Below are 26,999 nucleotides of genomic sequence, written 5' to 3'. Positions count from 1 at the left end.
GGAGTCGGGCCCGGGCTGAGCAAAGGCGACAGCGGGCCCCAGGATGAGATCCCGGGCGGCGGCCCCCTCGTCGTGCTTGAGAACGTCAACAAACACTTCGGTGAACTGCACGTTCTCAAGGACATCAATCTCACCATCCACCGTGGCGAGGTCGTCGTCGTGATCGGCCCGTCCGGCGGCGGCAAGTCGACCCTCTGCCGGTCGATCAACCGCCTGGAGCCCATCGACGGCGGCACGATCATGGTGGACGGGAAGAAACTGCCCGAGGAGGGCAAGGACCTCGCCCGGCTCCGTGCGGACGTCGGCATGGTGTTCCAGTCGTTCAACCTGTTCGCCCACAAGACGATCCTGCAGAACGTCACGCTCGGACCGATCAAGGTCCGCAAGATGGGCAAGCAGGAGGCCGAGAAGTACGCGATGGAGCTCCTGGAGCGGGTCGGCATCGCCAACCAGGCCCAGAAGTATCCCGCCCAGCTCTCCGGCGGCCAGCAGCAGCGCGCCGCGATCGCCCGCGCGCTGGCCATGAAGCCCAAGGTGATGTTGTTCGACGAGCCCACCTCGGCGCTTGACCCCGAAATGGTCAAGGAGGTGCTCGACGTCATGACCGGCCTGGCGCAGGATGGGATGACCATGATCGTCGTCACGCACGAGATGGGTTTCGCCCGCCGGGCCGCGCAGAAGGTCGTCTTCATGGCGGACGGCCAGATCGTCGAGGAGAGCACTCCCGACGAGTTCTTCACCAACGCGCGCACCGAGCGCGCGAAGGACTTCCTTTCCAAGATCCTCACGCACTGAGCCGCCGGGGCTCCGTCAGGAAGAAGAGGTAGAAACAGACATGCGCGTTAGCAAGTACGGGGTTGCCCTGGCGGCACTGGCCGCGGGCTCGATGGCGGTGTCCGGTTGTAGCGAGAAGAAGGATTCTTCGATCGCCGACAAGGACAAGCTGGTCATCGGCGTCAAGTACGACCAGCCGGCACTCGGTCAGAAGACCGGCAGCGGCGTGGAGGGCTTCGACGTCGACGTCGCCAACTACATTGCCAAGAAGATGGGCAAGTCGGTCGAGTTCAAGGAAGCCAAGTCGGGCAACCGCGAGAGCTTCCTCGCCAACGGCACGGTCGACATGATCATCGCGACCTACTCGATCACGCCGGCTCGCAAGCCCAAGGTGACCTTCGCCGGCCCGTACATCATCACGCACCAGGACATCATGGTCCGGGGCAACGACAACTCCATCAAGGACCTGGCCGCGCTCAAGGGCAAGAAGCTGTGCGCGGTGCAGGGCTCCAACTCTTGGAAGAACATCACCGAGGGCACCAACAAGGACAAGGTCAAGGTGGCCGCGAAGACCATTCCGGCCCAGGGCTACGACGAGTGCATCACCCAGCTCAAGGGCGGCACCATCGACGCGGTGTCGACCGACGCCACCATCCTCGCAGGCTTCGTCAACCGTGAGGGCTCCGCTCTCAAGGTCGCCAACTCCCCCTTCACCGACGAGAAGTACGGCGTCGGCATCAAGAAGGGCGACGAGAAGGGCTGCGAGGCCGTCAACAAGGCCATCACCGACATGTACAAGGACGGCACGGCCAAGACCCTCTGGGACAAGTGGTTCGGCAAGGCGGGCCTCCCGTTCGAGGCCAACCAGCCGCCCGCCGAGGGCTGCAAGGCCTGACCCGACGGTTCGACTAAGGCGCCGGTGAGTCCCGTGCGGGTTTCCGCATGGGCTCACCTGCCGCCCAGGTCCGCGACGGTGGAGCACCATGGATTGGGACGTTCTCTTTAACTTCACTCCGGTCTTCGACAATTCAGAGCGCTATCTGAATGCCTTCTGGTCGACGATCCGGCTTTCGTTGATGTGCGGTGTGCTGTCCCTCATCATCGGCACGATCCTGGCCGGAATGCGGGTCTCTCCCACTCCGGTGCTGCGCGGAGCCGGCACGCTGTGGGTCAACTTCTTCCGCAACACTCCGCTCACGCTCGTGCTGACCTTCTGTAGCCTGGCGAACGCCACGCTACACATTCGTTTCGTGAACGGAGAGCACCGCTTCGACGTCTTCGGGTTCCCGATCACGTTGTCGGACTCGACCACGAACTTTTACTGGCTGGCGGTCCTGGGGCTCTCGTTCTACACCGCCGCGTTCGTATGCGAAGCGCTGCGCTCTGGCATCAACACCGTCCCGCTGGGACAAGCCGAGGCGGCCCGCGCGATCGGGCTGACCTTCACCCAGTCGCTCCGGATGATCATCCTGCCCCAGGCGTTCCGCAGTGTGATCGCCCCGCTGGGCAGCATCTTCATCGCCATGACCAAGAACACCACGGTGGTGCTGGTGGCCGGCTACGTCGAGGCGGCCTCCCTCATGCGGCAGCTCTTCGAGGAGGAGGGCGCCACGTTGCCGATCTTCCTGGCCTTCGCGATCGGGTTCATGATCATTGTCCTGCCGATGGGCTTCTTCTTCGGCTGGCTGGCCAAGCGGATGGCGGTGGCTCGATGACGGTCGCGACGAAGCCGGCGAAGAAGGTTCGCCCGGCCAAGACCAGTGGGGCGGCCGTCCTCTTCGACGCGCCCGGCCCGCGCGCCAGGGTGCGCAACAACATCGTCAGCGTGTTCGCGTTGGTGATCTTCGCGGCGATCGCCTACACGGTCTACGCGAAACTGAACGCGGAAGGACAGTTCGCGGGCAAGCTCTGGAAGCCTTTCGTCCAGGCGGACACCTGGACCGAGTTCATCATCCCGGGGCTCTGGGGCACCCTGAAGGCCGCCCTCATGGCCACGCTGCTGGCGCTGCTACTCGGTGTGGCCCTCGGCCTGGGGCGGTTGTCGGATCACTGGTGGATCAGGCTCCCGGCAGGCGCGGTGGTGGAGTTCTTCCGCGCCATCCCGCTGCTCATCCTGATGTTCTTTATCTTCCAGGGTCCGCCCACCATCGCCAACGCCCTCGACCGGGAGATCCCGGAGATCACCCCGTTCCTCGCCGTGGTCTTCGGCCTGACGCTCTACAACGGCTCGGTGCTGGCAGAGATCTTCCGGGCGGGCATCCTGTCGATCCCGAAGGGCCAGTCCGAGGCCGCCTATGCCATGGGCCTGCGCAAGAACGGCGTCATGCGGCTGATCCTGGTGCCCCAGGCCACCACCGCAATGATGCCGGCGATCGTCGCGCAGCTCGTCGTACTGCTGAAGGACTCCGCGCTCGGCTCGATCATCGCCTACGAGGAGCTGCTGAATAAGGGCTTCAACCAGATCAAGTCGCAGTACGGCAATGTGGTCGCCTCGCTGGTGGTCGTGAGCATCATCTACATCGCGATCAACATGGCGCTGGGCCACCTCGCCACCCGGCTGGAGCGCCGCTCGCGCCGCAGCCGCAAGAGCTCCGCCGAGACACTCGCCCCGGGCAGCGTCTCGGCCGCAGTGGGCATGGGCAACGCCCCAGCCCCGCCGGCCGGCACCGACACCGGCGGCCTTTGACGCCACCATCGGGCAACACGAGAGGGACGCCACCGAAGATCCGGCGGCGCCCCTCTCGGGCGTATGTGGCGGATGGAAGGTCGGTCCAAGGTAGTCAGCAGTGACACCGACTACCTGTGACCGCGGCCGCGGCGACAATGCCGAGAATGGGCGCCGCTGGACCGCCGGCGGCGCCCATTCTTGTTTCCGCTGTCAGATCTTGAAGACGATGTTGGCGTAGGGTAGCTGAAGACCCAAATTGTTGGCGGTCACCGCAGCGCGGAAGGTCTGCTTCCCGCGCGGGTTATTCCTCCACTTCTGCACGTAGCAAAAACCCTCAGCCTTAAACACATTCCGGTTACAGAATCTGGACTTTACTCCTCCTGGGACCGTCCCCAGACCCATGGAAATTGCAGCCGACGGCTTCTTGCAGAAGACCGCGCCGCTGAACAAGATCCGCGACCCCTTGGTCGTCGCATCGACGTAGGTGCGGCACCAGTTGGTGCGGGTGGTCTTCCTCCACGGCCCCCACTTCTGCCAGGAGCGCTCCTTGGCTGCGGTCGCCGAGTTCTGGACCGGCGCGGGGGGCTGAGCCGCCACGGCGGCCGCCTTGACCTGGGTGCTGGTCTGTGCGTTCGCCGGACCGGCGCCCGCGCCGATCGCTCCGGCGACGGCGATGCCTGCAGTGAGCGAGGCGAGAAGACGCTGAGAGTTCCCCATCGTCACGATGTGCTCCTTTGAACCATGAGGCGTTGTGACAGCCGCAGCTAAACCGCTGAGCGACTCCGGAACGTCGTCGCCGCGTCTCCGCGGCGTCTCCTGGACGTCTCGAGTTCTTCTCCTTGGCAGGTCAGGGCCTCCTGACTTGTGGCCATGACCGGACGGGAATCGGGAGTCGTGATCACGGGTTGGAACGCGTGTGAGCCGGGACGTGGACGTGGTGGTGGTCGGGGCCGGGCAGGCGGGGCTGTCGGCCGGATACTTCCTGCGGCGCGCGGGGCTGGACTTCGTGATGTTCGATCACGCGCCGCGGGCCGGTGGGGCCTGGCAGTTCCGATGGCCGACGCTGACGCTGGGGACGGCACACAACATCCATGACCTGCCGGGGATGCCGCTGGAGGATCGTGATCCGGAACGGCCCGCGTCGGAGGTCGTGTCCGAGTACTTCGGGCGGTATGAGCGGGAGTTCGGGCTTCGGGTGCATCGGCCCGTCGATGTGACGGCCGTGCGGGAGGGGTCCGGCGGGCGGTTGCTCGTGGAGAGCTCTGAGGGCGTCTACGCGGCGCGAACGTTGATCAACGCTACCGGGACCTGGGACCGGCCCTTCTGGCCGTTCATACCGGGCATGGCGAACTCCCGGAGGAGCCTGCCACCCGGCCTGACCAAGTGGCTCGAACTCCGGTCCCGGCGCAGCCGCAGGAGCTCGGCCAAGACGCTCGGTCCCGGAGCCAGCGCCTCGCCCGCAGTGGGCATGGGCAACACTGCCCCGCCGCCTCCTGCCGACACCAACACCGGCGGCCCTTGACGCCACCATCGGGCAATGCCAGAGGGGCGCCACCGGAGGTCCGGTGGCGCCCTTCTCGTTTCTGGCCTCAGGCCTTGAACCTGATGTTGGCGTAGGGAATCTGTAGGCCCAAATTGTTGGCAACCGTCGCAGAGGTGAAGCTCTGCGTGCCGCGCGGATTCTTCGCCCACTTCTGCACGTAGCAGAAGCCCTCGGTCTTGAACACCTGCAGGTTACAGAATCTCTTCGTTCCCCCCCAGTTGCCCCTCAGAAACACGGCAATTGCGGCCGACGGCCGCTTGCAGAAGACCGCCCCACTGAACAAGATCCGCGATCCCTTGGTGGTCGCATCGGTGTAGGTGCGGCACCAGTTCTTGGCGTTGAGCTTCCTCCACGGCCCCCACTTCTGCCAAGAACGCTCCCTCGCCGCGGTCGCCGAGTCATGGACCGGCGCGGCAGGCTGAGCCGCCACGGCGGCCGCCTTGACCTGGGTGCTGGTCTGTGCGTTCGCCGGACCGGCGCCCGCGCCGATCGCTCCGGCGACGGCGATGCCTGCAGTGAGCGAGGCGAGAAGACGCTGAGAGTTCCCCATCGTCACGATGTGCTCCTTTGAACCATGAGGCGTTGTGACAGCCGCAGCTAAACCGCTGAGCGACTCCGGAACGTCGTCGCCGCGTCTCCGCGGCGTCTCCTGGACGTCTCGAGTTCTTCTCCTTGGCAGGTCAGGGCCTCCTGACTTGTGGCCATGACCGGACGGGAATCGGGAGTCGTGATCACGGGTTGGAACGCGTGTGAGCCGGGACGTGGACGTGGTGGTGGTCGGGGCCGGGCAGGCGGGGCTGTCGGCCGGATACTTCCTGCGGCGCGCGGGGCTGGACTTCGTGATGTTCGATCACGCGCCGCGGGCCGGTGGGGCCTGGCAGTTCCGATGGCCGACGCTGACGCTGGGGACGGCACACAACATCCATGACCTGCCGGGGATGCCGCTGGAGGATCGTGATCCGGAACGGCCCGCGTCGGAGGTCGTGTCCGAGTACTTCGGGCGGTATGAGCGGGAGTTCGGGCTTCGGGTGCATCGGCCCGTCGATGTGACGGCCGTGCGGGAGGGGTCCGGCGGGCGGTTGCTCGTGGAGAGCTCTGAGGGCGTCTACGCGGCGCGAACGTTGATCAACGCTACCGGGACCTGGGACCGGCCCTTCTGGCCGTTCATACCGGGCATGGCGAGCTTCCGCGGGCGGCATATGCACACGGCCGACTACCGGGGGCCTGAGGAGTTCGCGGGCAAGCGCGTGCTGGTCGTGGGCGGGGGCGCTTCGGGCACGCAGGCGTTGATGGAGCTCGCGCCGCTGGCGGCGGAGGTCACGTGGGTGACGCGCCGGGAGCCCGTGTGGGTGGACGGGCCGTTCGACGGGCACGCAGCGGTGGCCAGGGTCGAGGAACGCGTGCGGCGGGGCCTGCCGCCGGGCAGCGTCGTGAGCGCGACCGGGCTGCTGCTCACCGAGGAGGTGCGGGCGGCGCGGGCGAGCGGTGTGCTGGAGCGCAGGCCGATGTTCGAGCGGGTGGTCCCCGAGGGTGTCGAGTGGGCGGACGGGACCACGCTCGACGTGGACGTGATCTTGTGGGCGACCGGGTTCCGGGCGGCTCTGGATCACCTGGCGCCGCTGCGGCTGCGGGGCCCCGGCGGAGGCATCCGGATGGACGGCACGCGGGTGGTCGGCGATCCCCGGATCCACCTTCTGGGGTACGGGCCGTCGGCGAGCACCATCGGGGCGAACCGGGCGGGCCGGACGGCCGTACGCGAGATCAAGTCCCTGCTGGAAGCCATGGACCGGCCGGCCGTGCCGGAGGCCCTCGGTGCCTGAGTCCGCCCCGATCAGCGGCGTGTATCTTTCCGAATTCAACTCCCCGTTCATCGCCCAACCGATCCCCGTATGCGGGACGATTCGCATATGACCGCTCGTGTGACCCTTCCCTACGGCTCCTGGCCCTCCCCCATCTCCGCCGCCGATGTCGCCCGTGCCCGGCTCCGGCTCAGCTTTCCCACCGTTCACAACAGCGACGTGTGGTGGCAGGAGGCGCGTCCCGAGGAGGGCGGGCGGACGACGGTCATCCATCTGCGGGGCGGTCACCGCACCGAGCTCCTCCAGGCCCCGTGGGACGCGCGGACCCGCGTTCACGAGTACGGCGGGCGGTCATACCTGCCGGTCCGCACGGGAGACGGCTTCGCGATCGTGTTCTCCAACTACGACGACCAGCGGCTGCACCGGCTCGATCCGGGCGACCCCAAACCGCGGCCCCTGACGCCCGAGCCGGCGTTGCCGGCCGGGCTCCGCTACGCCGACTACGTGCTGTCGCCGGACGGCACCGAGGTCTGGTGCGTCTGCGAAGGGCACACCCCCGACGGCATCCGCCGAGCGATCGTCGCCGTGCCGCTCGACGGGAGCGGCGCGGAGGACGCGAGCGTCATCCGTGAGCTGGTCAGCGGCGCGCACTTCTACGCGAGCCCGGCGCCGTCGCCCTCGGGCGGCCATCTCGCCTGGGTGCAGTGGAACCACCCGCGCATGCCGTGGGACGGCACCGAGCTCCGCGTCGCCGCCGTCGAGGACGGCAAGGCCGTCGCGCCCCGTACGGTCAAGGGCGGGCTGAACGAGTCGGCGATCGCGCCGCTGTGGCGGGACGACAGCAGCCTGTACGTGATCTCCGACTGGCCCGGCTGGTGGAACATCTACCAGGTCGGGCTGTACGGGGAGTCGCCGCAGGCGCTGTACCCCGCCGAGGAGGAGTTCGCCGGGCCGCTGTGGCAGCTCGGCGGCATGCCGTACGCGCTGCTGGAGGACGGGCGGCTCGCGGTCCTGCACGGCGAGGGCGACCAGCGCCTCGGCGTCTACGACCCGGAGACGCTGGAGCTCACCGACCTGGAGGTGCCGTACGACGACTGGCAGCCGGCCCTCTCGGCGCACGGCACCACGATCGTCGGCATCGCGGGCGGCGCGACCGTGCCGTCGTCGATCGTCCGCGTCGACACCACCACGGGCCGCGTCGAAGGGCTGCGGCGGGAGCTGGCCGAGGTGCCCGACGTCGCGTATCTGCCGAAGCCGCGCAGTGAACAGCTGGAGGGGCCGTTCGGGCGGCCGGTGCACGCGTACATCTACCCGCCGTCCAACCCCGATACCGCGGCGCCGGAAAACGAGCTCCCGCCGTACGTGGTGTTCGTGCACGGCGGGCCGACGTCACGTTCGTCCAGAGTGCTGAGCCTGGAACGCGCCTTCTTCACCAGCCGCGGCATCGGCGTCATCGACGTCAACTACGGCGGCTCGACGGGCTATGGCCGTGCCTACCGCGAACGCCTGCGGCGGCAATGGGGTGTCGTGGACGTAGAGGACGCCATTGCCGCCGCCCAAGCCCTCGTCGACGGCGGCATAGCCGATCCGGCGCGCCTGGCCATCCGAGGTGGCAGCGCGGGAGGCTGGACGACCCTGGCCGCCGTCACCCAGACCGACGTATTCAAAGCCGCCACGTCCTATTACGGCATTAGCGAGCTGCAGAGCTTCGTCTCGTCCACGCACGATTTCGAGTCGCAGTATCTCTTCGGCCTTATCGGTCCTCTGCCCGGGTACGAGCGGGCCTACGAAGAGCGCTCGCCGCTCAACCACGCCGAGCGCACAGCGTGCCCCGTCCTGCTCCTCCAGGGGCTGGACGACCCGGTCGTACCGCCGGACCAGTCGGAACGTTTCGCCGCCGCCCTGGCCACGAAGAAGACGCCTTACGCCTACCTCGCGTTCGAAGGCGAGTCCCACGGCTTCCGTCGTGCCGAGACCACCATCACGTGCCTGGAGTCAGAGCTCGCCTTCTACGGCCAGACGCTCGGTTTCCAGCCCAAGGGCGTGAACCCCATCAACCTCAACAACTAAGGCGTGAGCGCCGGCTCACTCCACTTTGCCGGAGCCGGCGTCGATGAGGTTCTGGCGGGCGTCAGCCGGTAGCAGGTAGCCGGCCTGGAGGTTGCGGGCGTCGGCTCGGGCCACGGCCGCCACGTAGTGGCCGCGGGAAGGGTAGAGCCGGTCCAGCTGCGCCTGGTCGAACGGGACGTGCGTACCGAACAGGAAGCAGAACGATTCGCCCGAGTTGTCGCCCGTGTTGAGTGCCGTGGGCGCCACGACCTGGGAGAGCCGGATGCCGCCGCGGGCCAGCCCGAGTTCGTCGCGCGCCTTGGTGCCGTCGGGGTCGAACTCCAGCGGCGGCGCGCCGGGAGGTCGCACGCCGTCGCGCGTCCACCGCGCGAGGTGCGCGTACGCGGCGGCGATCACATGCTGCAGCGGGACCCGGCTGAACGGCGGCCGGTCGCAGTCGTACGTGGGTGCGGCGCCGAGGTCACGGGTGAGCAGCGGCTGCCGGTACTGCTGGCCGTGCCAGCCGGAATGCGCGGCGCCGGCCACCTCCCATCTCCGCAGGCCCGCTCTGTCCGGAGGCCGGACCGGTGACCGGACGTCGGTCTCGGAGAGCACATGGAAGACCGGTTCCGACCCCGCCCTCGTCGGGGCCGGACCAACGATGTTGGCGTATCCGTCGAAGACACTCTCGGTCTTGGGGAGGACCGCGTCGTAGTAGACGGTCATCCTGGCCGCCGACTGGGACGCTCCCACCGCCAGCACCGTACGTGCGTGGAGGCCGCCCAACGGCCGGACGGCTGGATGGCGCAATGCCTTGGCCACCTGTGAGAACACGGAGTAGGAAAGCTCGTCGGCAGTGAACCGGCCGCCGCCCGTGACGTCGAGTGCGCCGTAACGGGCCGGACTCCAGCCTCGGAGCTGGTTGACGCCCACGCGCTGAGCGGAGATGCCCACCCAGGCGTATCCCGCCTGGAGGATCTGGCTGGGCGTCCACAGCGCGTCCAGGTCGTATCCGGCGGTGACGTTCTGCCACTCCGCCAGGACCGTCCCGATGAACGCGGCCTGCCGGACGGGCCTGCGCACGAGTACGCGCGTGCGATACGGAACGTCCTCAGCGAGGAGCTCACCGCCCGTTCCGTAGGCGTCGGCTTTGCCCGACACGTAGAACTCCTGCTCCACGTAGCCCTTGGCCGCCAGATCACTGTTGGTGGCCAGCCACGGATAGGTGTCCTCCACGTCAGGCGACGACGGGTCTCCCGGAGGCGAGCCCGGGATGGGCCCCTCCACGGTGGGCACCGGGACAGGACGTACAACCGCCTCCTCGGCCTCGGCGGCCGACGGACCGTTCACCATGGCAGTGGCCATCAGTGCCACCAGCACAACGCGGGCCGGTCCTCGTATCTGCGGGGCCATCGTCTGCTCCCTCTGCCTCGACGACACTGCCCGCCGATCGTCTCCAGCAGACCGCTCCCAGGCATCGGCGAAATCACCAGCCTCCACCCCACCGCACGTGGCGTAGCAGGCGTGGCACGCTCACGCGCCTTTGCAGACCTGGCGCTCCCACGCGCCATGCAGGCTTGCGCGCTCACGCGCCTTGCAGCGCGCCACACTCACGCGGCTTGCAGGCCTGCGCGCTCACGCGCCATACAGGCCTGCGGGCTCACGCGGCTTGCAGGCCTGGCGGGCTCACGCGGTTTGCAGGGGTGGCTCGCTCGGGCTTGTCAGGCGTGCTTGTCGGCCCAGGAGCGGAGGTTGTAGATGTCCTTGTCGAAGTACGGGGAGTAGGAGGTCCAGTGGACGTTGCCGCCGCCCTGGTATCCGCCGATGACACCGTTGATGGAGCCGGTGCGGGTACGGGTGTTGTAGTTCAGCAACCAGGGGCTGCCGCTCGTACCGCCGTGGAAGCCGGAGCAGTCCATCCGCAGCTGGTAGCGGGACTGCTTGCGCGTCGTCGTGACGCAGTAGATGGGCCGGTCGCGGCGGTCCCAGACGATGCGGGGGTAGCCGGCCACGTTCACCCGGCGGCCGAAGCCCTTGTTGATCGAGAGCGTGTTGGCGCCGACGACGTTCTGGATCTTCCGTCCGGCGCGCGGGTTGAGGGAGACGAAGCCGAAGTCGAGGTCGCCGTCGCCGTGGCGGCTCCAGCGCTGCGGGACGACGAGCCTCCTGGCCGTCCAGGTGCCGTACGGCCGCTTGCCGCGGTCGTACTTCGGCACGAACGCGATCTTGGTCGCGTACCTGCCGCCCTTGCCGCCGTGGAGACAGTGCGCGGCCGTGAGCAGCAGCTTCCTGGAGTGGCTGTTGACCACGCTGGCGGTGCAGTAGTGATCGCCGCGCCCGTTGTTGAAGAACAGCGCGCCGATCGACGGAACGCCGCCGAACACCTTCGACTTGGCGGCCAGCGTCGTCGCCTGACCTGCCGCCCCGGCCTTCGGCGCCACGGGTGTGGCCTTGGCCAGCCGCTGCGCGGTCCAGTACCGCTCGGTCGCCGTCGCGTCCGTGGAGCTGATCTCAACGCTCGACACGTTCTGGGCGTGGGCGGTCCGGGTGCCCGGGTCGTGCCACGCGTACGCTCCGGCACCTGCGGCGATGACACCCGTGGACGCCGCGACCGCAGCCGTCACCCGCTTCCGACCCTTTAGCATTTGCCAGAAACTACCGATTCTTCCGCCCCGCCACAACGCGAATGATCATACTGACGCCGTCAGCGGGCGAACTCGATGGCGCGGGACTCGCGGACGACGGTGACACGGATCTGTCCGGGGTAGGTGAGCTCGTCCTCGACCTGCTTGGCGATGTCGCGGGCGATCACCTGGGCCTGGATGTCGTCGACGGCGTCGGGCTTGACCATGACGCGGATCTCCCGGCCGGCCTGCATGGCGAAGACCTTCTCCACGCCCTCGTGCTTGTCGCGGGCGATCTCTTCGAGCCGTTCCAGGCGCTTGACGTACGCCTCCAGCGACTCTCGGCGGGCACCGGGACGGCTGCCGCTGATCGCGTCGGCGGCCTGGGTGAGGACGGCTTCGACGGTACGGACCTCGACCTCGTTGTGGTGCGCCTCGATGGCGTGCACGACGTCCTCGTGCTCCCCGTACCGCCGGGCGATCTCCGCGCCGATGAGCGCGTGGCTGCCCTCGACCTCGTGCGTGAGGGCCTTGCCGATGTCGTGCAGCAGGGTGCAGCGCTTGGCCTGCTCGACCGGCAGGCGCAGCTCGCTGGCCATGATCCCGGCGATGTGCGCCGACTCGATGAGGTGCTTGAGCACGTTCTGCCCGTACGAGGTCCGGTAGCGCAGCTGGCCGAGCAGGGCGATGAGCTCGGGATGCATGTCGGCGATCCCCAGCTCGACCAGGGCGTCCTCGCCGGCCCGCACGCACAGCTGCTCGACGTCGCTCTTGCTCCGCTCGTAGATCTCCTCGATCCGCTGCGGATGGATGCGGCCGTCAAGGACGAGCTTCTCCAGCGTCAGGCGCCCGACCTCGCGCCGGACCGGGTCGAAACAGCTGAGCAGCACCGCCTCGGGCGTGTCGTCGATGATCAGGTTGACGCCGGTCGTGGTCTCGAACGCGCGGATGTTGCGGCCCTCGCGGCCGATGATCCGGCCCTTCATCTCGTCGCCGGGCAGATGCAGCACCGAGACGACCGACTCGGCCGTCTGCTCGCTGGCCACCCGCTGGATGGCCAGCGTCACGATCTTGCGCGCCCGCTTCTCGCCCTCGGCCCGCGCGGCGTTCTCGATCTCCCGGGTGATCGGGATGGCCTCGCGCTTGGCCTGGTTCTCGATGGCTCCGACGAGTTCGGACCTGGCTTGCTCGGCCGTCAGCCCGGCCACCTGTTCGAGCGCGTGGCGGCGTTCCTCCTCCGCCCTGCCGAGCTCGTCCTCACGGGCCTTCAGCGCGCGCTTGCCCTCGGCCAGCTTGGCCGACCACTCCTCCAGCCGGCGCACCTCGCCGTCCAGCCGCTGCTCGCGTTCGGCGAGCCGGGCCTCACGGCGTTCGAGGTCCTCGCGCAGGGAGCGGATGTCCTCGCGGAGGGCGCGGGCCTCCTCGTCGAGCTCGGCCCGATGCGTCTGGACGAGCTGGTGGGCCTGCGTCTCGGCCTTGCCGAGAATCTCCTCGGCGTCGGTCTTGGCGGTGGCGCGGATCTGGTCCGCCTCCTGCCGCACCTGGGACAGCTCGTCCTCCATCGCTTTCCCGGACGGGCGGCGCAGGACCAGGATGACGAGAGCGACCAGGGTCACCAGCAGTGCGGCACCCAGCAGGACGCTCTCCATGGGGGTCCCTTCCTCGCCCGCGGACCCCATCGGGGATTGGAGCCCTGTTGTGCGAGGATTCACCCGCGTCACAGCCGATATGGGAACACGACACCGCACGGGCGCCCGGTCAACGGGGCCCGAGAAGGTCGGACGTCGTGATCCTTTATACCTCTCAACTGCTCGAACGTGCTCAGTCGTATGGCAATCCGCTGCGCGCGGAGTAACTCCTCACTGCCGTAACGGTAAGCGGCACAGAGGTAATGAGCAAGCAAACCATGGGCATTCCGGACTAACCGAACGCGCCCGTGACGAGTTGCTTACCGTCCTGCGACCCTGACCAACCTGCCGTTCACCTGCCAGATCGTCCTCCACGACAGAGTCAGATCCTGGTCAGGAGCCGCGTCACCGAATACGGCAGGCCCGCTGGGAAAGCGGGCCTGCCGTTCGTTCAGGCGGCGTTCCAGACACCCGTCCCGGCCGCCTCGCGAACGAAGTCGGAGAAATCGCGGGGCTCGCGGCCCAGCGCCCGCTTGATCCCGTCGGTCTGGTAAGCGTTGCGTCCGTCCAGCACGGTCGTGAAGAGATACATCAGGAAGTCGACCACGTCCTGAGGCACGCCCTGCTCTTTGGCACCGGCGGCGTAGTCCTCCGCGCTGATCTGAATGTAGGGGATCTCCCGTCCGGTCGCCTCGGCGATCTCCTGCACCGCCTGGGCGAACGTGAGCAGCCGTGGGCCGGTCACCTCGTACAGCTCGCCCACGTGCCCGTCCTCGGTGAGCGCGGCGACCGCCACGTCGGCGATGTCGTCCACGTCCACGAACGGCTCCCGCACGTCACCGGCCGGCAGCACGACCTCCCCGGCCAGCAGCGGCTCGATCATGAAGCTCTCGGAGAAGTTCTGGAAGAACCACGACGCCCGCACGATCGTCCACTCCAGCCCAGACTCCCGCACCAGCCCCTCGCAGACCTGCGCCTCCTCCTCCCCGCGCCCCGACAGCAGCACCAGCCGCCGCACCCCGGCGGCCGCCGCCGCCTCGGTGAAGGCCTTGATGTCGTCGGGCGCCCCCGGCACCGCCAGGTCCGGCGCGTAGCTGACGTACACCGAGGTGACCCCGTCGAGCACCGCTGCCCATCCCTCCCGGTCCTGCCAGGAGAACGCCGGACTGGCCGACCGCGAGCCGATCCGCACCTGCACACCCCGGGCCACAAGCCGCTCCGCGACCCGCCGCCCGGTCTTACCCGTACCTCCCAGCACCAGGGTCAGGCCGCCGTTACCGTTCTGAATCTTCGTGTTGTCCGTCATGCCCATAAGTCAACCGGTGCCCGACCTGCCCCAACATGGCCGAAACACTCGCCCGCATACGCCACCGTCCACCCCGAAAGCGCCACGTGGCAGACGCCAACCCCAAGGTCCCTGCTCGACATCAACCCCCGGCACTTGCGGATACCAGCCCCACGACGCTTTGGCCGACGCCAGCCCCAAGGCGCCCGGCGAACGTCAGCCCCACGGCGCTTGCTAGACGTCAGTCACGGAGGCTTGCTGGACATCAGCCCCAAAACCCTTGGCCGGACATCGACCCGACGGCACTTGGCCGACATCAGCCCCAAGGCGCCCGGCGGACATCAGCCCCACGACGCCTGGTCAACGTCAGCCCCCGGGCTTGGCCGACGTCAGCCTCACGACGCTTGCCGGACATCAGCCTCTCAGCGCTCGGCGGACATCAGCGCCAAGGCGCTTGGCCAGACGTCAGACCCAGGGCGCTCGACGAACGGCAGCCCCACAGCACATGGCCGGACATCAGCCTCACGGGGCTTGGCGGGCGTCAGCCCCACGGCGCTTGGTGGATGTCAGGCTTGCTGGGCTTGGTGGGCGTTGGGCGCCGGGGCGCTTGGTGGGTGTCAGTCCCAGGGGGTGGGGTCGGGGAGGTCTTCTAGGTCGGCGCCCTCTTCGGCCAGGGCCTCTTTGACGACCCGGTAGGCGAGGCCGGGTGAGTAGCCCTTGCGGGCGAGCATGCCCACCAGGCGGCGGGTGCGTTTGGCGGGGTCGAGGCCTCGGGTGGCGGCGACCTTGCGGGCGATGAGCTCGCGGGCGGTGCGTTCTTCCTGTTCGGGGTCGAGCGTCTCCACCGCCTCGTGCACGGTCTCGTTGTCGACGCCGCGCCGGCGCAGCTCGGCGGCGAGGGCGCGTTTGGCCAGGCCGCGGCCGGTGTGCCTGGACTGCACCCAGGCCTGGGCGAACGCCTCGTCGTCGATCAGGCCGACGTCGGTGAAGCGGCTGAGGACGTCGGCGGCGACGTCGTCAGGGATGTTCTTTCGGCGTAGCGCGTCGGCGAGCTGAGCCCGGGTGCGGGGGGCCATGCCGAGCATGCGGAGGCAGATCTCGCGGGCGGCCGCCTCGGGGTCGGCGGGGCCGTCCTCGCTCGGGGCGGCCCGCCGTCTGCGTCGTCCGCTCATGCAGGCCCTCGCGGCGGCAGGGATCCCACGGGAGCGGCGGCGCCATCGGGGAAGGACCGAGCATCGACCTGCCGATGCCGGAAAAGGCGCCGCCGCCCTACATACGAGATCATTCCTCAACCTTCGTCAAGAGTCACCCTGAATGGCGGATTCTCCGTCAGAACTCGCCACTTGACGGCCCGGCTCAGGCGTCGCCGGGCTTGGGGGCCTTGGTGCTCTTGCGGGTCGTGGTGGACGCCGTGGCGGGCTTGGCCGCTGGGCTCGCGGTTGCGGCCACGGCGGCCTCGGCGGTCTCCGGGGCCTCCTTGTCGACCTTGGGGCCGACGCCCAGCTTCTCCTTGATCTTCTTCTCGATCTCGTCGGCCATGTCGGGGTTGGCCTTGAGGAAGTTGCGGGCGTTCTCCTTGCCCTGGCCGAGCTGGTCGCCCTCGTAGGTGTACCAGGCACCGGACTTGCGGACGAAGCCGTGCTCGACGCCCAGGTCGATCAGGCCGCCCTCCTTGCTGATGCCCTGGCCGTAGAGGAGGTCGAAGTCGGCGAGGCGGAAGGGCGGGGCCATCTTGTTTTTGACGACCTTGACGCGCACGCGGTTGCCGACCGCCTCGGTGCCGTCCTTGAGGGTCTCGATGCGGCGGACGTCGAGGCGTACGGAGGCGTAGAACTTCAGCGCCCGGCCACCGGTGGTGGTCTCGGGAGAGCCGAACATGACGCCGACCTTCTCGCGGAGCTGGTTGATGAAGAGCGCGGTGGTCTTGGTCTGGTTGATCGCACCGGTCAGCTTGCGCAGCGCCTGGGACATCAGGCGGGCCTGGAGGCCCACGTGGCTGTCGCCCATCTCGCCCTCGATCTCCGCCCGGGGAACGAGCGCGGCGACCGAGTCGATGACGACGATGTCGATCGCGCCGGAGCGGATCAGCATGTCGGTGATCTCAAGGGCCTGCTCGCCGGTGTCGGGCTGGGAGACCAGGAGCGCGTCGATGTCGACGCCGAGGTTCTTGGCGTACTCGGGGTCGAGCGCGTGCTCGGCGTCCACGAACGCCGCGATGCCACCGGCACGCTGGATGCTGGCGACGGCGTGCAGCGCGATGGACGTCTTGCCGGAGCCTTCCGGCCCGTACACCTCGACCACGCGGCCACGCGGCAGACCGCCGATGCCGAGCGCGATGTCGAGGGAGATGGAGCCGGTGGGGATCACCTCGACCGGTGCCCGCGCCTCCTCACCCATCCGCATGACCGAGCCCTTGCCGAACTGCCGCTCGATCTGGGCCAGTGCGGTCTCGAGAGCCTTCTCCCGGTCGTTCCCTGCCATGGTCGTCCCTCTGTCCTGTGTGTCGTCGCCGGCCTGCCGGCTCTCGCCCGGCCCTCGCGGGCCGCTGCTTGAGATGTCGAAGGCGACGTTACGGGGAGCCACCGACAGTTTCGAGACTCCGGCGGAGCTGTGGATAACGTCGCATGCGCGGGACAGCTTACCGAACACTCGTTCGATCATGAGGTCGCGATCCGAATTGGCCCGGAATCTCCGTACACACGGGCGCTCGAAACCCGTACGCTGGCGCCGTCCACGGAGGGTTGCACCATGACGCTGACCGTTCTCTTCTGCGTCGATCCGCTCCACCCCCGGCGCGTTGATCCCCATTTCTCCCGCGAGGCCGCCGCCGTACGGGACCACTATGGCGAAATCGCCTTGATCAACCACGACGCGTTGCAGCAGGGCCAGGTCGAGGCGGCGGTCCAGGCCGTTCCCGATGACCTGGGCCCGGTCTGGTATCGCGGCTGGATGATGACCAGCGGGGAGTACGCGGCGCTGGCGGCGGCTCTCAAGAAGCGCGGCACCATCCTGCTCACGCATCCGGATGACTACCAACGCGCGCACGAGCTGCCGGGGTGGCACGACACGTTCGCCGGGCTGACCCCGGCCAGCGTGTGGCGTTCCCTGTCACCGCTCGACGACCCCGGCGACCTCAGTGAGCTCGCGCGGGCTCTTCCGGCCGGGCCGGCCGTGGTCAAGGACTACGTGAAGTCACGCAAGCACGAGTGGGACGAGGCCTGCTTCGTCCCGGACGTTCACAATCTCCCGCAGCTCCGGACCATCGTGACGAAGATGGTCGCGCTACAGGACCAGTTCCTGGCGGGTGGTCTCGTCATCCGGGAGTACGAGGAGTACGACGGCGGCGAAGCCCGCGTGTGGTGGGTCGACGGCGAGCCCGCCATGGTCGGCCCCCACCCGGACAGCCCGGACGTGGAGCCCGAGCCGGACGTCGACGCCGTGGCCCCGGCCGTACGATCCCTGGGCTGCCGCTTCATCACCACCGACCTGGCCCGCCGCGACGATGGCGTATGGCGCGTCGTGGAGGTGGGCGACGGTCAGGTGAGCGACCTCCCCTCCACGGCCGACCCCATGGACCTCTACGCCCACCTCCCGGTCCCCGACTGACCTGCCGCGCGCGCACGCGCGGCAGGGCCGTTTGTTGACGGTGCTGGGCCCTGTGAGTTGTGACGGAACCGGAATGCATGAAATTTCCGTCTCACTACGCATCGCCCTAGGCTTTGGCCAACTGTGATGCCGGATCGCTTGCAGACGCAGGCTCCCTTCCAGTCGTCCGGAACCTCCGGGGTGCCTGCAGTCTCTTTCGAAGGGCGTGTTTCCCCTTGCCTCCACAGGAGTCCCGGCGTCGGCTCAGCTCCCGCGCGGTGAAGATCGGGGTGGTGAGCGCGCTGTCCCTTTCGGTGGTGTCGTGCTCGTCCGACGACGACGGCGACTCGGTCACCGCGTACTGCGTCGTACAGGACGACGGATCCTCCTTTGGAACTCCCGCCCCTTTTCCGACTGAGGGTGCCGACGGCTTCAAGGTGGTCGATGACGACAACTGCGACGATCCTGATTCCGCGCGGAGCTCTCACTCCAGCTACTTCTGGTACTACGGCGGTGTCCGTAATCAGAGCGGGCGGGTCAGCGGCGGCAGCACCGTCATGCCCAGCCGTACGAACATCACCTCCGCCGGAGGCAAGACGATCCGCAGCGGCTTCGGCGGCTCCGGCCGCGGCAGTTCCGGCGGCTGAACGACCATGCGACGCGAACGTTCGACACCACGGGCCGACTGGGGCCGGAAGGTGGAAGCGCAGGGGCTGGCGTTCCACCGGACCGCGCACCCGGACCACCTTCCGCGTCCCTACTGGGACGAGTCGGTGCACTACGTCTTCGAGATGGACGAGGTGCTGGCCCTGGAGGAGGTCGTCGAGGAGCTCCACCGGATGTGCCTCCAGGCCGTGGAGCATGTCATCACCACCGGCCGCTACAACGTGCTCGGCATCCCGGACTGGGTGGCCCCTCTGATCGAGGAGTCGTGGCGGCGAGGCGATCCGCATCTGTACGGGCGGTTCGACCTCCGGTACGACGGCACCGGCCCGGCCAAGCTGCTGGAGTACAACGCCGACACCCCGACGGCGCTGGTCGAGAGTTCGATCGTCCAGTGGTACTGGCTGCAGGACGTCCACCCGGACGACGACCAGTGGAACTCCATCCACGAGCGCCTGGTGGCGCGCTGGAAGGAGATCCTTTCTGGCCTTCCGGACGGCCCGGCGCACTTCGCCTGGACCAACGGCGACGAGACCGGCGAGGAGGTCATGACGATCGCCTACATGCAGGAGACCGCCGAAGAGGCCGGCCTGCCGGGGGTGGCGATCGCCATGGAGGACGTCGGCTGGAACCCCGCGCGTGAACGGTTCGTGGACCTGGACGAGAAGGAGATCCGCACGCTCTGCAAGCTTTATCCCTGGGAGTGGATCGTCGCTGAGCCGTTCGGCCGCCACATTCCGAACGCGCCGACCGCCTGGATCGAGCCCATATGGAAGATGGTGCTCTCCAACAAGGCGCTGCTGGTCCTCCTATGGGAACTCTTCCCCGGCCACCCGAACCTCCTGCCCTCCTACCTCAACACGCCCTCGACCCTCACCTCGTACGTGCAGAAGCCGCTTCTGGGGCGCGAAGGCGCGAGCATGCGGATCGTGACGCCTGACGGAGCGGAGACCCGTACCGAGGGCGGGTACGGCGCGGAGGGCTTCGTCTTCCAGGAGTTCTGCCCGCTGCCCGATTTCGACGGGGAGCACCCGGTGCTCGGCGCCTGGGTGGTCCACGACGAGTCCGCCGGGCTCGGCATCCGTGAGACCTCGGGCCTCATCACCGACGACACCTCGTCGTTCGTCCCGCACCGCATCCCCCTGTGACGGATGCCCCAAAGGAGATCCATGACCACGCTCGCGAACGAAGACGGCCTCGCCCAGGTTCTGCTGGAGGGCAGCGGGGCGCTCCTGGCGTACGCGGCGGCCGGCCTGGTGCTGTTCATCATCGGCTTCTACATGACCGACCTGGCGACGCCCGGCCGACTCATCACCGTCATCCGCGAGCACCGTAACCCGAACGCCACCCTGCTAGCCGTCGCCTCGACCGTCGGCGTGGGCCTCATCGTCTCGGTGTCGATCTACGCGTCCCATGGCGACCTCCTGGAGGGCCTCAGCCGGACCCTGGTCTTCGGCGGTGTCGGCATCGTCGCCATGACCGTCGCCACCCAGGTCTTCGACCGCGTGGTGGGCATCAGCATCAAGCAGCTCGCCGACGACGCCGACGACGAACTGGAGCCCGCCGCCATCCTCCTCGCCGTCGCCAACCTGATGATCGGCGTCGTCACCGCCGTCGCCACCTACTAGGCACGGCCAAGCCACGGTTCACCTAGCGGTCAGTGCAGTCGCGCCGGGACGTCGAAAGTGGCGACCACGGCCGCCCAGACCTTCTTGGCAGGCTCCCCGTCCGCGAGCGCCTGTTCGACGGTGCGGCCTCCGAGGGCGGCTATGACGTAGTCCTTGGCCACGCTCGACGCGTATACCTCGCCGAACTGCTGGTTCATCCGATCCCAGAACACTGTAAGCCGCACCTGACCACGCTATCCGACGGACTTCGATACCTCGTCCGGGACGGATGGCCGACGGACGCCTTCCAGGTATTGCCGGTGCAGGCCGGTCAGATAGCGCTCCACGCCCTCCACCACGCGCGCCGTACGGTACGAGGGGAACACGTCGAAGGCGTGCTGGCCGCCCTTCATCTCGGCATAGACGACTGGCGATTCCGAGATGTCGCGGAGCTTCTTCACGAAACGCCTCGCCTCCTCTACCGGGATCAGCGAGTCGTGGCTTCCGTGGATGACAAAGAACGGTGGCGCGTCAGGGCGCAGATAGCTCACTGGGGACGCCTTGGCGAAGGCCTCACGCTCCTCGGCGAAGGAACGCTTCACCAAATAGCGTTCGACCAGCCGCGTGGCGCCCATGGGGACCGGCCATGGCCCCGGCTCCACGAAGTCGTACACCCCATAGAACGGGACCGCCCCGCGTACGCCGGTGTCCACGTTCTCAAGGCCAGGCTGGAACTCCGGCACGTTCGCGCTCAGCGCCACCATCGCCGTCAGGTGCCCGCCCGCCGAACCGCCCGTCACGCATAGGAAGTCCGGATCAGCCCCATAGGATTCGGCGTTCTCGCGATACCAGGCGATGAAGTGCTTGAGGTCGATGAGGTGCTCTGGCCATGTGGCCCGTGGGCTGAGGCGGTAGTTGACGTTAAAGCCCACCCATCCCTGTACGGCCATGTGGTTGAGCAGGGGAAGCCCTTGTTCGCGCTTGTCCCCGATGACCCAGCCCCCGCCGTGGATCTGCATCAGGCCCGGCCGCAGGCGCCCGTCCTCAGCGGGCCGGTAGACGTCGAGCTTGAGCCGCAGCCGCCCTTCCTCCCGGTAGACGACGTTGCGTTCGACCTTCACCCCTCGCCTCGGTATGAGGCACAGCGGCGGCAGGACGAGGTGCGAGCGCGGGTAGCGCGGCGCGTCGTCCGGGTCCAGGTCGAGCGGCACCCCGGAGTCCCGCAGGGTCACGATCGTCCGCCGCGCCGCGACGATGGTGGCCGCGGTGCCCGCCACTCCGGCGAGGCCGCTGATCAGACCTGTCCAGCCGGGCCACCCCTCAAGCCCTCCGTACGCCACCAGGAGGCCCAGCCCGGCGGCCTCCGCGACCAGCAGGTGCGGGGCCAGCTCGATGGTCATCCATCCGGCGAAGAAGCTCGGCACCAGCGTCGTGAGGTGACGCCGGCGCGGCCGGTGGGCGTTCACCGCCAGCAGGAGGGAGACCAGTCCGAAGGCCAGCAGGGCGTACGTCATGAGGGCTCCTCGCGCAAGGCTCAGGCGGGCCTCGCTCCTCGCGGATGCGCCCCTCCAGGATTAACCAAACAAGTACTTGCTTACAACCCGTCGGACCACGCCGATCTCTCCGCGGCGGTGTGACGATGACCACGCCGCGGGCTTTGTCCGAGGCAGGCTGAGGTTTTGTCAGACCCACGGGGCAGGATGGGGGAATGAGCGTTGACGTGCTCGAACGCTTCTCCCCGGCCACCCGTGCGTGGTTCGCCGGGGCCTTCGCCGCGCCCACGACGGCGCAGGCGGGAGCCTGGGAGTCGATCTCGGGGGGCGACAACACCCTGGTCGTGGCCCCGACCGGCTCCGGCAAGACCCTGGCCGCGTTCCTGTGGTCCCTGGACCGCCTGGCCGCCGCCCCCGCGCCCGACCCCAAGCAGCGCTGCCGGGTCCTGTACGTCTCGCCCCTCAAGGCCCTGGCCGTCGACGTCGAGCGCAACCTCCGCGCCCCGCTCACCGGCATCCGCCAGGCGTCGCGCCGGCTCGGCCTGCCAGAGCCCGATGTGCGGGTCGGCATCCGTTCCGGCGACACCCCCGCCGACGAGCGCCGCCGCCTGGCCACCAAACCGCCGGACATCCTGATCACCACGCCCGAGTCGCTGTTCCTGATCCTCACCTCGCAGGCGCGCGAGTCGCTCCGCGGGGTCGAGACGGTGATCGTCGACGAGGTGCACGCGGTCGCGGGCACCAAGCGCGGCGCGCATCTGGCGATCTCGCTCGAACGCCTCGACGCGCTTCTCGAACGGCCCGCCCAGCGCATCGGCCTGTCGGCGACCGTACGGCCGGTGGACGAGGTCGCCGCGTTCCTCGGCGGCCCCAGGCCCGCGAGGGTGGTCCAGCCGCCCTCAGACAAGGTGTTCGATCTCGACATCGTCGTACCCGTCGAGGATCTAGGCGAGATCTCGCACTTCGTGGACCAGAGCGGCGAGGCCGACCCGCGCCAGCGGTCGATCTGGCCACACGTGGAAGACAGGCTGCTCGACCTGATCCAGGCGCATCGTTCCACTCTGGTCTTCGCCAATTCGCGGCGCCTGGCCGAACGCCTCTGCGGACGGCTCAACGAGCTCGCCTACGAACGCGCCGTCGCCGCCACCGCAGCAGCGGCCGCCGCCAACGATGCGCAGGGCTCCGCCGTAGCGGAGGAGGACGGTCCGAGGCGTATCAGCCAGGAGGACATCGAGCGCGCCCTCCAGGCCCGCGCCGTCGGATATACCACCGACACACCGCCAGGCGCAGACGCCAAGGCTGCCGTAGCGCCGGCTCGGCGTAGCCCGGCGGAGATGATGGCTCAGGCAGGCGCGGCCCGCGGCGTTCCGGCGGAGATCGCCCGCGCGCACCACGGCTCGGTCTCCAAGGAGGAACGGGCGGGCATCGAGGACGCCCTCAAGCAGGGCCGCCTGCCCGCCGTGGTCGCGACCTCCAGCCTGGAGCTGGGCATCGACATGGGCGCCGTCGACCTGGTCGTCCAGGTCGAGTCGCCGCCCTCGGTGGCCAGCGGCCTGCAGCGCGTCGGACGGGCGGGCCACCAGGTCGGCGCGGTCTCCAAGGGCGTCATCTTCCCCAAATACCGCGGCGACCTGGTGCAGACCGCCGTCGTCGCCGAACGCATGCGCGACGGCGAGATCGAGGAGCTGCACTACCCGCGCAACCCGCTCGACGTGCTCGCCCAGCAGATCGTCGCGATGGTCGCGATGGACGAGTGGACGGTCGACGACCTCGACGCCATGGTCAAGCGCGCCGCCCCGTACGCCACCCTCCCCCGGTCCGCGCTCGAAGCCACCCTCGACATGCTCGCGGGCCGCTATCCCAGCGACGAGTTCGGCGAGCTGCGTCCGCGCCTGGTCTGGGACCGCGTCACCGGCGTTCTGCGTGACCGGCCGGGCGCCCAGCGCCTCGCGGTCACCAGCGGCGGAACGATCCCCGACCGTGGCCTGTTCGGCGTCTTCCTCGTCGGCGAGAAGTCCTCCCGGGTCGGTGAGCTCGACGAGGAGATGGTGTACGAGTCGCGGGTCGGCGACGTCTTCGTCCTCGGCGCGAGCTCCTGGCGGATCGAGGACATCACGCCCGACCGCGTCCTCGTCTCGCCCGCCCCGGGCCAGCCGGGCAAACTCCCGTTCTGGCACGGCGACGCCCTCGGCCGCCCCGTCGAGCTCGGCAAGGCGCTCGGCGCGTTCACCCGCGAACTGGCCGGGCTCCCCGCCGATACCGCCCGCGACCGCGTCACCACCTCCGGACTCGACACGTGGGCCGCCGCCAACCTGGTCTCCTACCTGAGCGAGCAGCGCGAGGCCACCGGCCATGTGCCCGACGACCGCACCCTCGTGGTCGAACGGTTCCGCGACGAGCTCGGTGACTGGCGCCTGGTGGTGCACTCGCCCCTCGGCGCCCGCGTGCACGCTCCCTGGGCCCTGGCGATCGCCGGTCGCCTGCGCGAACGGTACGGCGTGGACGCGCAGTCCATGCACGCCGACGACGGCATCGTGATCCGCATCCCCGACATGGACGAGCCGCCGAACCTCGACCTCGCCGTCTTCGACGCCGACGACATCGAACGCATCGTCGTCGACGAGCTGAGCGGCTCGGCCCTGTTCGCCGCACGGTTCCGCGAGTGCGCGGCCCGTTCGCTCCTCCTGCCGCGCCGCCGCCCTGACAAGCGCATGCCCCTCTGGCAGCAACGCCAGCGCGCCGCCCAGCTCCTGGCCGTCGCGAGCAAATATCCCTCGTTCCCGATCGTCCTTGAGACGATGCGCGAGTGCCTGCAGGACGTGTTCGACGTTCCGGGCCTGGTCCAGCTCATGCGCGACATCTCCGGCCGCAAGACGCGCCTGGTCGAGGTGGAGACGCCCGAGCCCTCCCCCTACGCCCGCTCGCTCCTGTTCCACTACGTGGGCGCGTTCATGTACGAGGGCGACTCGCCCCTGGCCGAACGCCGCGCCCAAGCCCTCGCACTCGACTCAGCCCTCCTCGCCGAGCTGCTTGGCCAAGCCGACCTACGTGAGCTCCTCGACCCCGAAGTCGTCGCCGATACTGAACGCGAGCTCCAACGCCTGGCCCCCGACCGCCAGGCCCGCGACCTGGAAGGCATAGCCGACCTCCTGCGCGAGCTAGGCCCCCTGACGACCGCCGAAGCAACCCTCCGCACCGTCCCACCCTCCGGCCCCACGACACCGGACACCAACCAAGCCACCCCAGACCTTGGCTCGGCTGCTCCCCAGGCCGATGGCGCTCTCGCCGACCTCAGACACGCAGACGCAGAGGCCGACCGTGCCGCTGCAGAGACCAGTGGCGCCGCAGAGACCGACCACGCCGCCGCAGGGCCCGGCGACGCCACCCCCGACCTTGGCCCTGCCGCTGTGCAGGGGGCCGGTGAGGCGGGTTTCACTGATCCGAGGGTGGCCGCTTGGCTGGCTGAGCTGGAGCTTGAGCGACGCGCCATCCGCGTCCGGATCGCCGGTGAGGAACGGTGGGCGGCGATCGAGGACGCGGGACGGCTCCGCGACGCGCTCGGTGCGCCGCTGCCCGTCGGCATCCCCGAGACGTTCCTGGAGCCGGTGGACGACCCGCTCGGCGACCTCATCTCCCGGTACGCCCGTACGCACGGGCCGTTCCGCGCGTCCTCCGCGGCGTCCCGCTTCGGGCTCGGCAACGCCGTGGTGCTGGAGACGCTGCGCCGGCTCAGCGCGAACGGCCGTGTCGTGGAGGGCGAGTTCCTTCCGGTCGAGGCGGTCTCCGGCCCGCTCACCAGCGAGTGGTGCGACAACAACGTGCTGCGCATGCTGCGGCGCCGGTCCCTCGCCCGGCTGCGCGCCGAGGTCGAGCCCTCGCCGCCCGAAGCGCTCGGCCGGTTCCTGCCCGCCTGGCACGGCATCACCGGCGGCTCCCGCCTGCGCGGCATCGACGCCCTGGTCCAGGCGATCGAACAGCTCCAGGGCGCCGCCGTACCCGCATCTGCGCTCGAATCACTGATCCTCCCGTCCCGCGTACCGGGCTACTCCCCTGCTCAGCTGGACGAGCTGACCTCCGCGGGCGAAGTGGTCTGGGCTGGCCAGGGCGGCCTGCCCGGCGGCGACGGCTGGGTCTCGCTCTACCTCGCCGACACCGCGCCGCTCCTCATGCCCGAGCCCGCTGAGATCAGCCTCACACCCGTCCACCAGGCCGTCCTCGACGCGCTCGCGGACGGCGGCGCGCTGTTCTTCCGCACGCTGTCCGACCGGCTCAGCTCCACCGAGCCGATCAATGATCCGGATCTGGTCGCCGCCCTCTGGGATCTCGTCTGGGCCGGCCACCTCACCAACGACACCCTCGCACCCCTCCGTGCCGCGCTCGGCTCCGGCCGTCCGGCCCACCGTGCCCGCGCGACCCGCCGTGGCCGCCCCGTACTGCCCTCCCGGACCGGCCCGCCGACGGTGGCCGGACGCTGGTGGCTCCTGCCCCAACGCGAGACGGCGGGCACCCGCCGTTCGCACGCCCTCGCCGAGGCCCTCCTCGACCGCTACGGCATCGTGATCCGCGGCGCCGTGGCCGCCGAGCGGACGCCGGGCGGCTTCGCGGCCGTCTATCCCGTGCTCCGCGCCTTCGAGGACGGCGGTCGCTGCCGCCGCGGCTACTTCGTCGAGGGCCTGGGAGCCGCGCAGTTCGCGCTGCCCGGCGCCGTCGACCGCCTCCGTGCCCTCCGCCCCGCGCCGCCGCCTCCGGCCGACCCGTGGGCGCTGCCCCTTCCCGGCGCCAAACCCGCCCCCGACACCCGCGCGCTCGTGCTGGCCGCCGCCGATCCCGCCAATCCCTACGGCGCCGCCCTGCCCTGGCCCGAACGCCAGGACGAGGTGGCGAGCGGCCACAAGCCCGGTCGCAAGGCCGGCGCCCTGGTCGTCCTGGCCGAAGGCCGCTTGACCCTCTACGTCGAACGCGGCGGCAAGACCCTCCTCACCTGGGACGACGACCCCGAAGTCCTCCAACCCGCCGTCGATGCCCTGGCCCTGGCCGTCCGCGAAGGCGCCCTCGGCAAACTCACCGTCGAACGAGCCGACGGCGAGTCCATCAACGACTCCCCCTTGGCCGCCGCCCTGGAATCCGCCGGCTTCCACCCCACCCCGCGAGGTCTCCGCCTCCGCGCCTGACCAGACCAGCGGTCCCTTAAAACCACCGCATCGCGACACCATGCGCCAGGCTGGAGCACCGGCCCGATTCCAGCACGTTGAGGCCCGCAGGCCCAAAGCGGCGTATCCAG

22 protein-coding genes are annotated in these 26,999 nt (G+C 69.1%); 12 read left to right on the top strand and 10 right to left on the bottom strand.

The window, feature by feature from the left end:
* Window positions 1–72 precede the first annotated feature (72 nt).
* The 4 genes from ABD333_RS02595 to ABD333_RS02580 all read left to right on the top strand — a co-directional run bounded on the left by ABD333_RS02595 (window position 73) and on the right by ABD333_RS02580 (window position 3,460).
* A complete protein-coding gene (locus ABD333_RS02595) occupies window positions 73–795 on the top strand; it encodes an amino acid ABC transporter ATP-binding protein (RefSeq protein ID WP_344538813.1) in 723 nt (240 codons plus the stop codon).
* A 40-nt stretch (window positions 796–835) separates the two neighbouring features.
* Window positions 836–1,669 carry a glutamate ABC transporter substrate-binding protein gene (locus ABD333_RS02590; protein WP_344537277.1) on the top strand — a complete coding sequence of 278 codons (834 nt, stop codon included), beginning with the start codon at window positions 836–838 and terminating at the stop codon, window positions 1,667–1,669.
* 88 nt (window positions 1,670–1,757) lie between these two features.
* Window positions 1,758–2,489, top strand: a complete 732-nt coding sequence (locus ABD333_RS02585) for an amino acid ABC transporter permease (RefSeq protein ID WP_344537275.1) — start codon at window positions 1,758–1,760, stop codon at window positions 2,487–2,489.
* Entirely contained in the window at window positions 2,486–3,460 is a 975-nt protein-coding gene (locus tag ABD333_RS02580; protein WP_344537274.1) for an amino acid ABC transporter permease, read from the top strand. Before ABD333_RS02585 ends, ABD333_RS02580 begins: the two co-directional genes overlap by 4 nt.
* 192 nt (window positions 3,461–3,652) lie before the next feature.
* On the opposite strand, the gene ABD333_RS02575 is transcribed toward ABD333_RS02580, so the two are convergent.
* Window positions 3,653–4,165: a hypothetical protein gene (locus tag ABD333_RS02575; protein ID WP_344537272.1), complete on the bottom strand. Its 513-nt coding sequence runs from the start codon at window positions 4,163–4,165 to the stop codon at window positions 3,653–3,655.
* A 193-nt stretch (window positions 4,166–4,358) separates the two neighbouring features.
* On the opposite strand from ABD333_RS02575, the gene ABD333_RS02570 reads away from it, so the two are divergent.
* Window positions 4,359–4,964 (top strand): NAD(P)-binding domain-containing protein, encoded by a 606-nt coding sequence (locus ABD333_RS02570; RefSeq protein WP_344537271.1) that lies wholly within the window; start codon window positions 4,359–4,361, stop codon window positions 4,962–4,964.
* A gap of 67 nt (window positions 4,965–5,031) precedes the next feature.
* On the opposite strand, the gene ABD333_RS02565 is transcribed toward ABD333_RS02570, so the two are convergent.
* Complete coding sequence (locus tag ABD333_RS02565) at window positions 5,032–5,541, bottom strand: hypothetical protein (protein ID WP_344537269.1); 510 nt, start codon at window positions 5,539–5,541, stop codon at window positions 5,032–5,034.
* Window positions 5,542–5,734: 193 nt separating this feature from the next.
* Here ABD333_RS02565 and ABD333_RS02560 point away from each other — a divergent pair, with 193 nt between their 5' ends.
* Window positions 5,735–6,805, top strand: a complete 1,071-nt coding sequence (locus ABD333_RS02560; protein WP_344537267.1) for an NAD(P)-binding domain-containing protein — start codon at window positions 5,735–5,737, stop codon at window positions 6,803–6,805.
* Window positions 6,806–6,892: 87 nt separating this feature from the next.
* The gene (locus ABD333_RS02555; RefSeq protein ID WP_344537265.1) at window positions 6,893–8,854 is read left to right on the top strand and encodes a S9 family peptidase; all 1,962 of its coding nucleotides are present in this window, start codon (window positions 6,893–6,895) and stop codon (window positions 8,852–8,854) included.
* Between the two features lie 15 nt (window positions 8,855–8,869).
* On the opposite strand, the gene ABD333_RS02550 is transcribed toward ABD333_RS02555, so the two are convergent.
* The 6 genes from ABD333_RS02550 to recA form a co-directional block, all read right to left on the bottom strand.
* Window positions 8,870–10,246, bottom strand: coding sequence for an alpha/beta hydrolase domain-containing protein (locus tag ABD333_RS02550; protein WP_344537263.1), 1,377 nt, complete (start codon window positions 10,244–10,246; stop codon window positions 8,870–8,872).
* Between the two features lie 308 nt (window positions 10,247–10,554).
* Entirely contained in the window at window positions 10,555–11,478 is a 924-nt protein-coding gene (locus ABD333_RS02545) for a trypsin-like serine peptidase (protein WP_344537261.1), read from the bottom strand.
* Between the two features lie 59 nt (window positions 11,479–11,537).
* Window positions 11,538–13,106: a ribonuclease Y gene (gene rny, locus ABD333_RS02540; RefSeq protein WP_344537259.1), complete on the bottom strand. Its 1,569-nt coding sequence runs from the start codon at window positions 13,104–13,106 to the stop codon at window positions 11,538–11,540.
* A 430-nt stretch (window positions 13,107–13,536) separates the two neighbouring features.
* On the bottom strand, window positions 13,537–14,391 hold the full coding sequence (locus ABD333_RS02535) for an NAD(P)H-binding protein (protein ID WP_344537257.1): 855 nt from the start codon (window positions 14,389–14,391) through the stop codon (window positions 13,537–13,539).
* A 596-nt stretch (window positions 14,392–14,987) separates the two neighbouring features.
* The gene (recX, locus tag ABD333_RS02530; RefSeq protein ID WP_344538811.1) at window positions 14,988–15,566 is read right to left on the bottom strand and encodes a recombination regulator RecX; all 579 of its coding nucleotides are present in this window, start codon (window positions 15,564–15,566) and stop codon (window positions 14,988–14,990) included.
* A gap of 160 nt (window positions 15,567–15,726) precedes the next feature.
* Window positions 15,727–16,851 (bottom strand): recombinase RecA, encoded by a 1,125-nt coding sequence (gene recA / locus ABD333_RS02525; RefSeq protein ID WP_344537255.1) that lies wholly within the window; start codon window positions 16,849–16,851, stop codon window positions 15,727–15,729.
* A 267-nt stretch (window positions 16,852–17,118) separates the two neighbouring features.
* Here recA and ABD333_RS02520 point away from each other — a divergent pair, with 267 nt between their 5' ends.
* The 4 genes from ABD333_RS02520 to ABD333_RS02505 all read left to right on the top strand — a co-directional run bounded on the left by ABD333_RS02520 (window position 17,119) and on the right by ABD333_RS02505 (window position 20,246).
* Window positions 17,119–17,976, top strand: coding sequence for an ATP-grasp domain-containing protein (locus ABD333_RS02520; protein ID WP_344537253.1), 858 nt, complete (start codon window positions 17,119–17,121; stop codon window positions 17,974–17,976).
* 272 nt (window positions 17,977–18,248) lie between these two features.
* On the top strand, window positions 18,249–18,602 hold the full coding sequence (locus ABD333_RS02515) for a hypothetical protein (protein ID WP_344537251.1): 354 nt from the start codon (window positions 18,249–18,251) through the stop codon (window positions 18,600–18,602).
* 6 nt (window positions 18,603–18,608) lie between these two features.
* Window positions 18,609–19,766, top strand: coding sequence for a glutathionylspermidine synthase family protein (locus ABD333_RS02510; protein WP_344537250.1), 1,158 nt, complete (start codon window positions 18,609–18,611; stop codon window positions 19,764–19,766).
* Window positions 19,767–19,787: 21 nt separating this feature from the next.
* Entirely contained in the window at window positions 19,788–20,246 is a 459-nt protein-coding gene (locus tag ABD333_RS02505) for a DUF350 domain-containing protein (protein WP_344537249.1), read from the top strand.
* Between the two features lie 29 nt (window positions 20,247–20,275).
* Here ABD333_RS02505 and ABD333_RS02500 read toward each other — a convergent pair whose 3' ends face one another.
* Together ABD333_RS02500 and ABD333_RS02495 are read right to left on the bottom strand one after the other, a co-directional pair.
* The gene (locus tag ABD333_RS02500; RefSeq protein ID WP_344537247.1) at window positions 20,276–20,470 is read right to left on the bottom strand and encodes a DUF3046 domain-containing protein; all 195 of its coding nucleotides are present in this window, start codon (window positions 20,468–20,470) and stop codon (window positions 20,276–20,278) included.
* Between the two features lie 9 nt (window positions 20,471–20,479).
* Complete coding sequence (locus tag ABD333_RS02495; RefSeq protein WP_344537245.1) at window positions 20,480–21,739, bottom strand: alpha/beta hydrolase fold domain-containing protein; 1,260 nt, start codon at window positions 21,737–21,739, stop codon at window positions 20,480–20,482.
* A 194-nt stretch (window positions 21,740–21,933) separates the two neighbouring features.
* Here ABD333_RS02495 and ABD333_RS02490 point away from each other — a divergent pair, with 194 nt between their 5' ends.
* Window positions 21,934–26,889, top strand: a complete 4,956-nt coding sequence (locus ABD333_RS02490; RefSeq protein WP_344537244.1) for an Lhr family helicase — start codon at window positions 21,934–21,936, stop codon at window positions 26,887–26,889.
* The last annotated feature ends 110 nt before the right edge of the window (window positions 26,890–26,999 follow it).

The organism is Actinomadura fulvescens (assembly GCF_039533225.1).
GTDB lineage: Bacteria > Actinomycetota > Actinomycetes > Streptosporangiales > Streptosporangiaceae > Spirillospora > Spirillospora fulvescens.
Note: the sequence above shows the minus strand (reverse complement) of the source record. Positions and strands in the feature narration are given on the sequence as shown.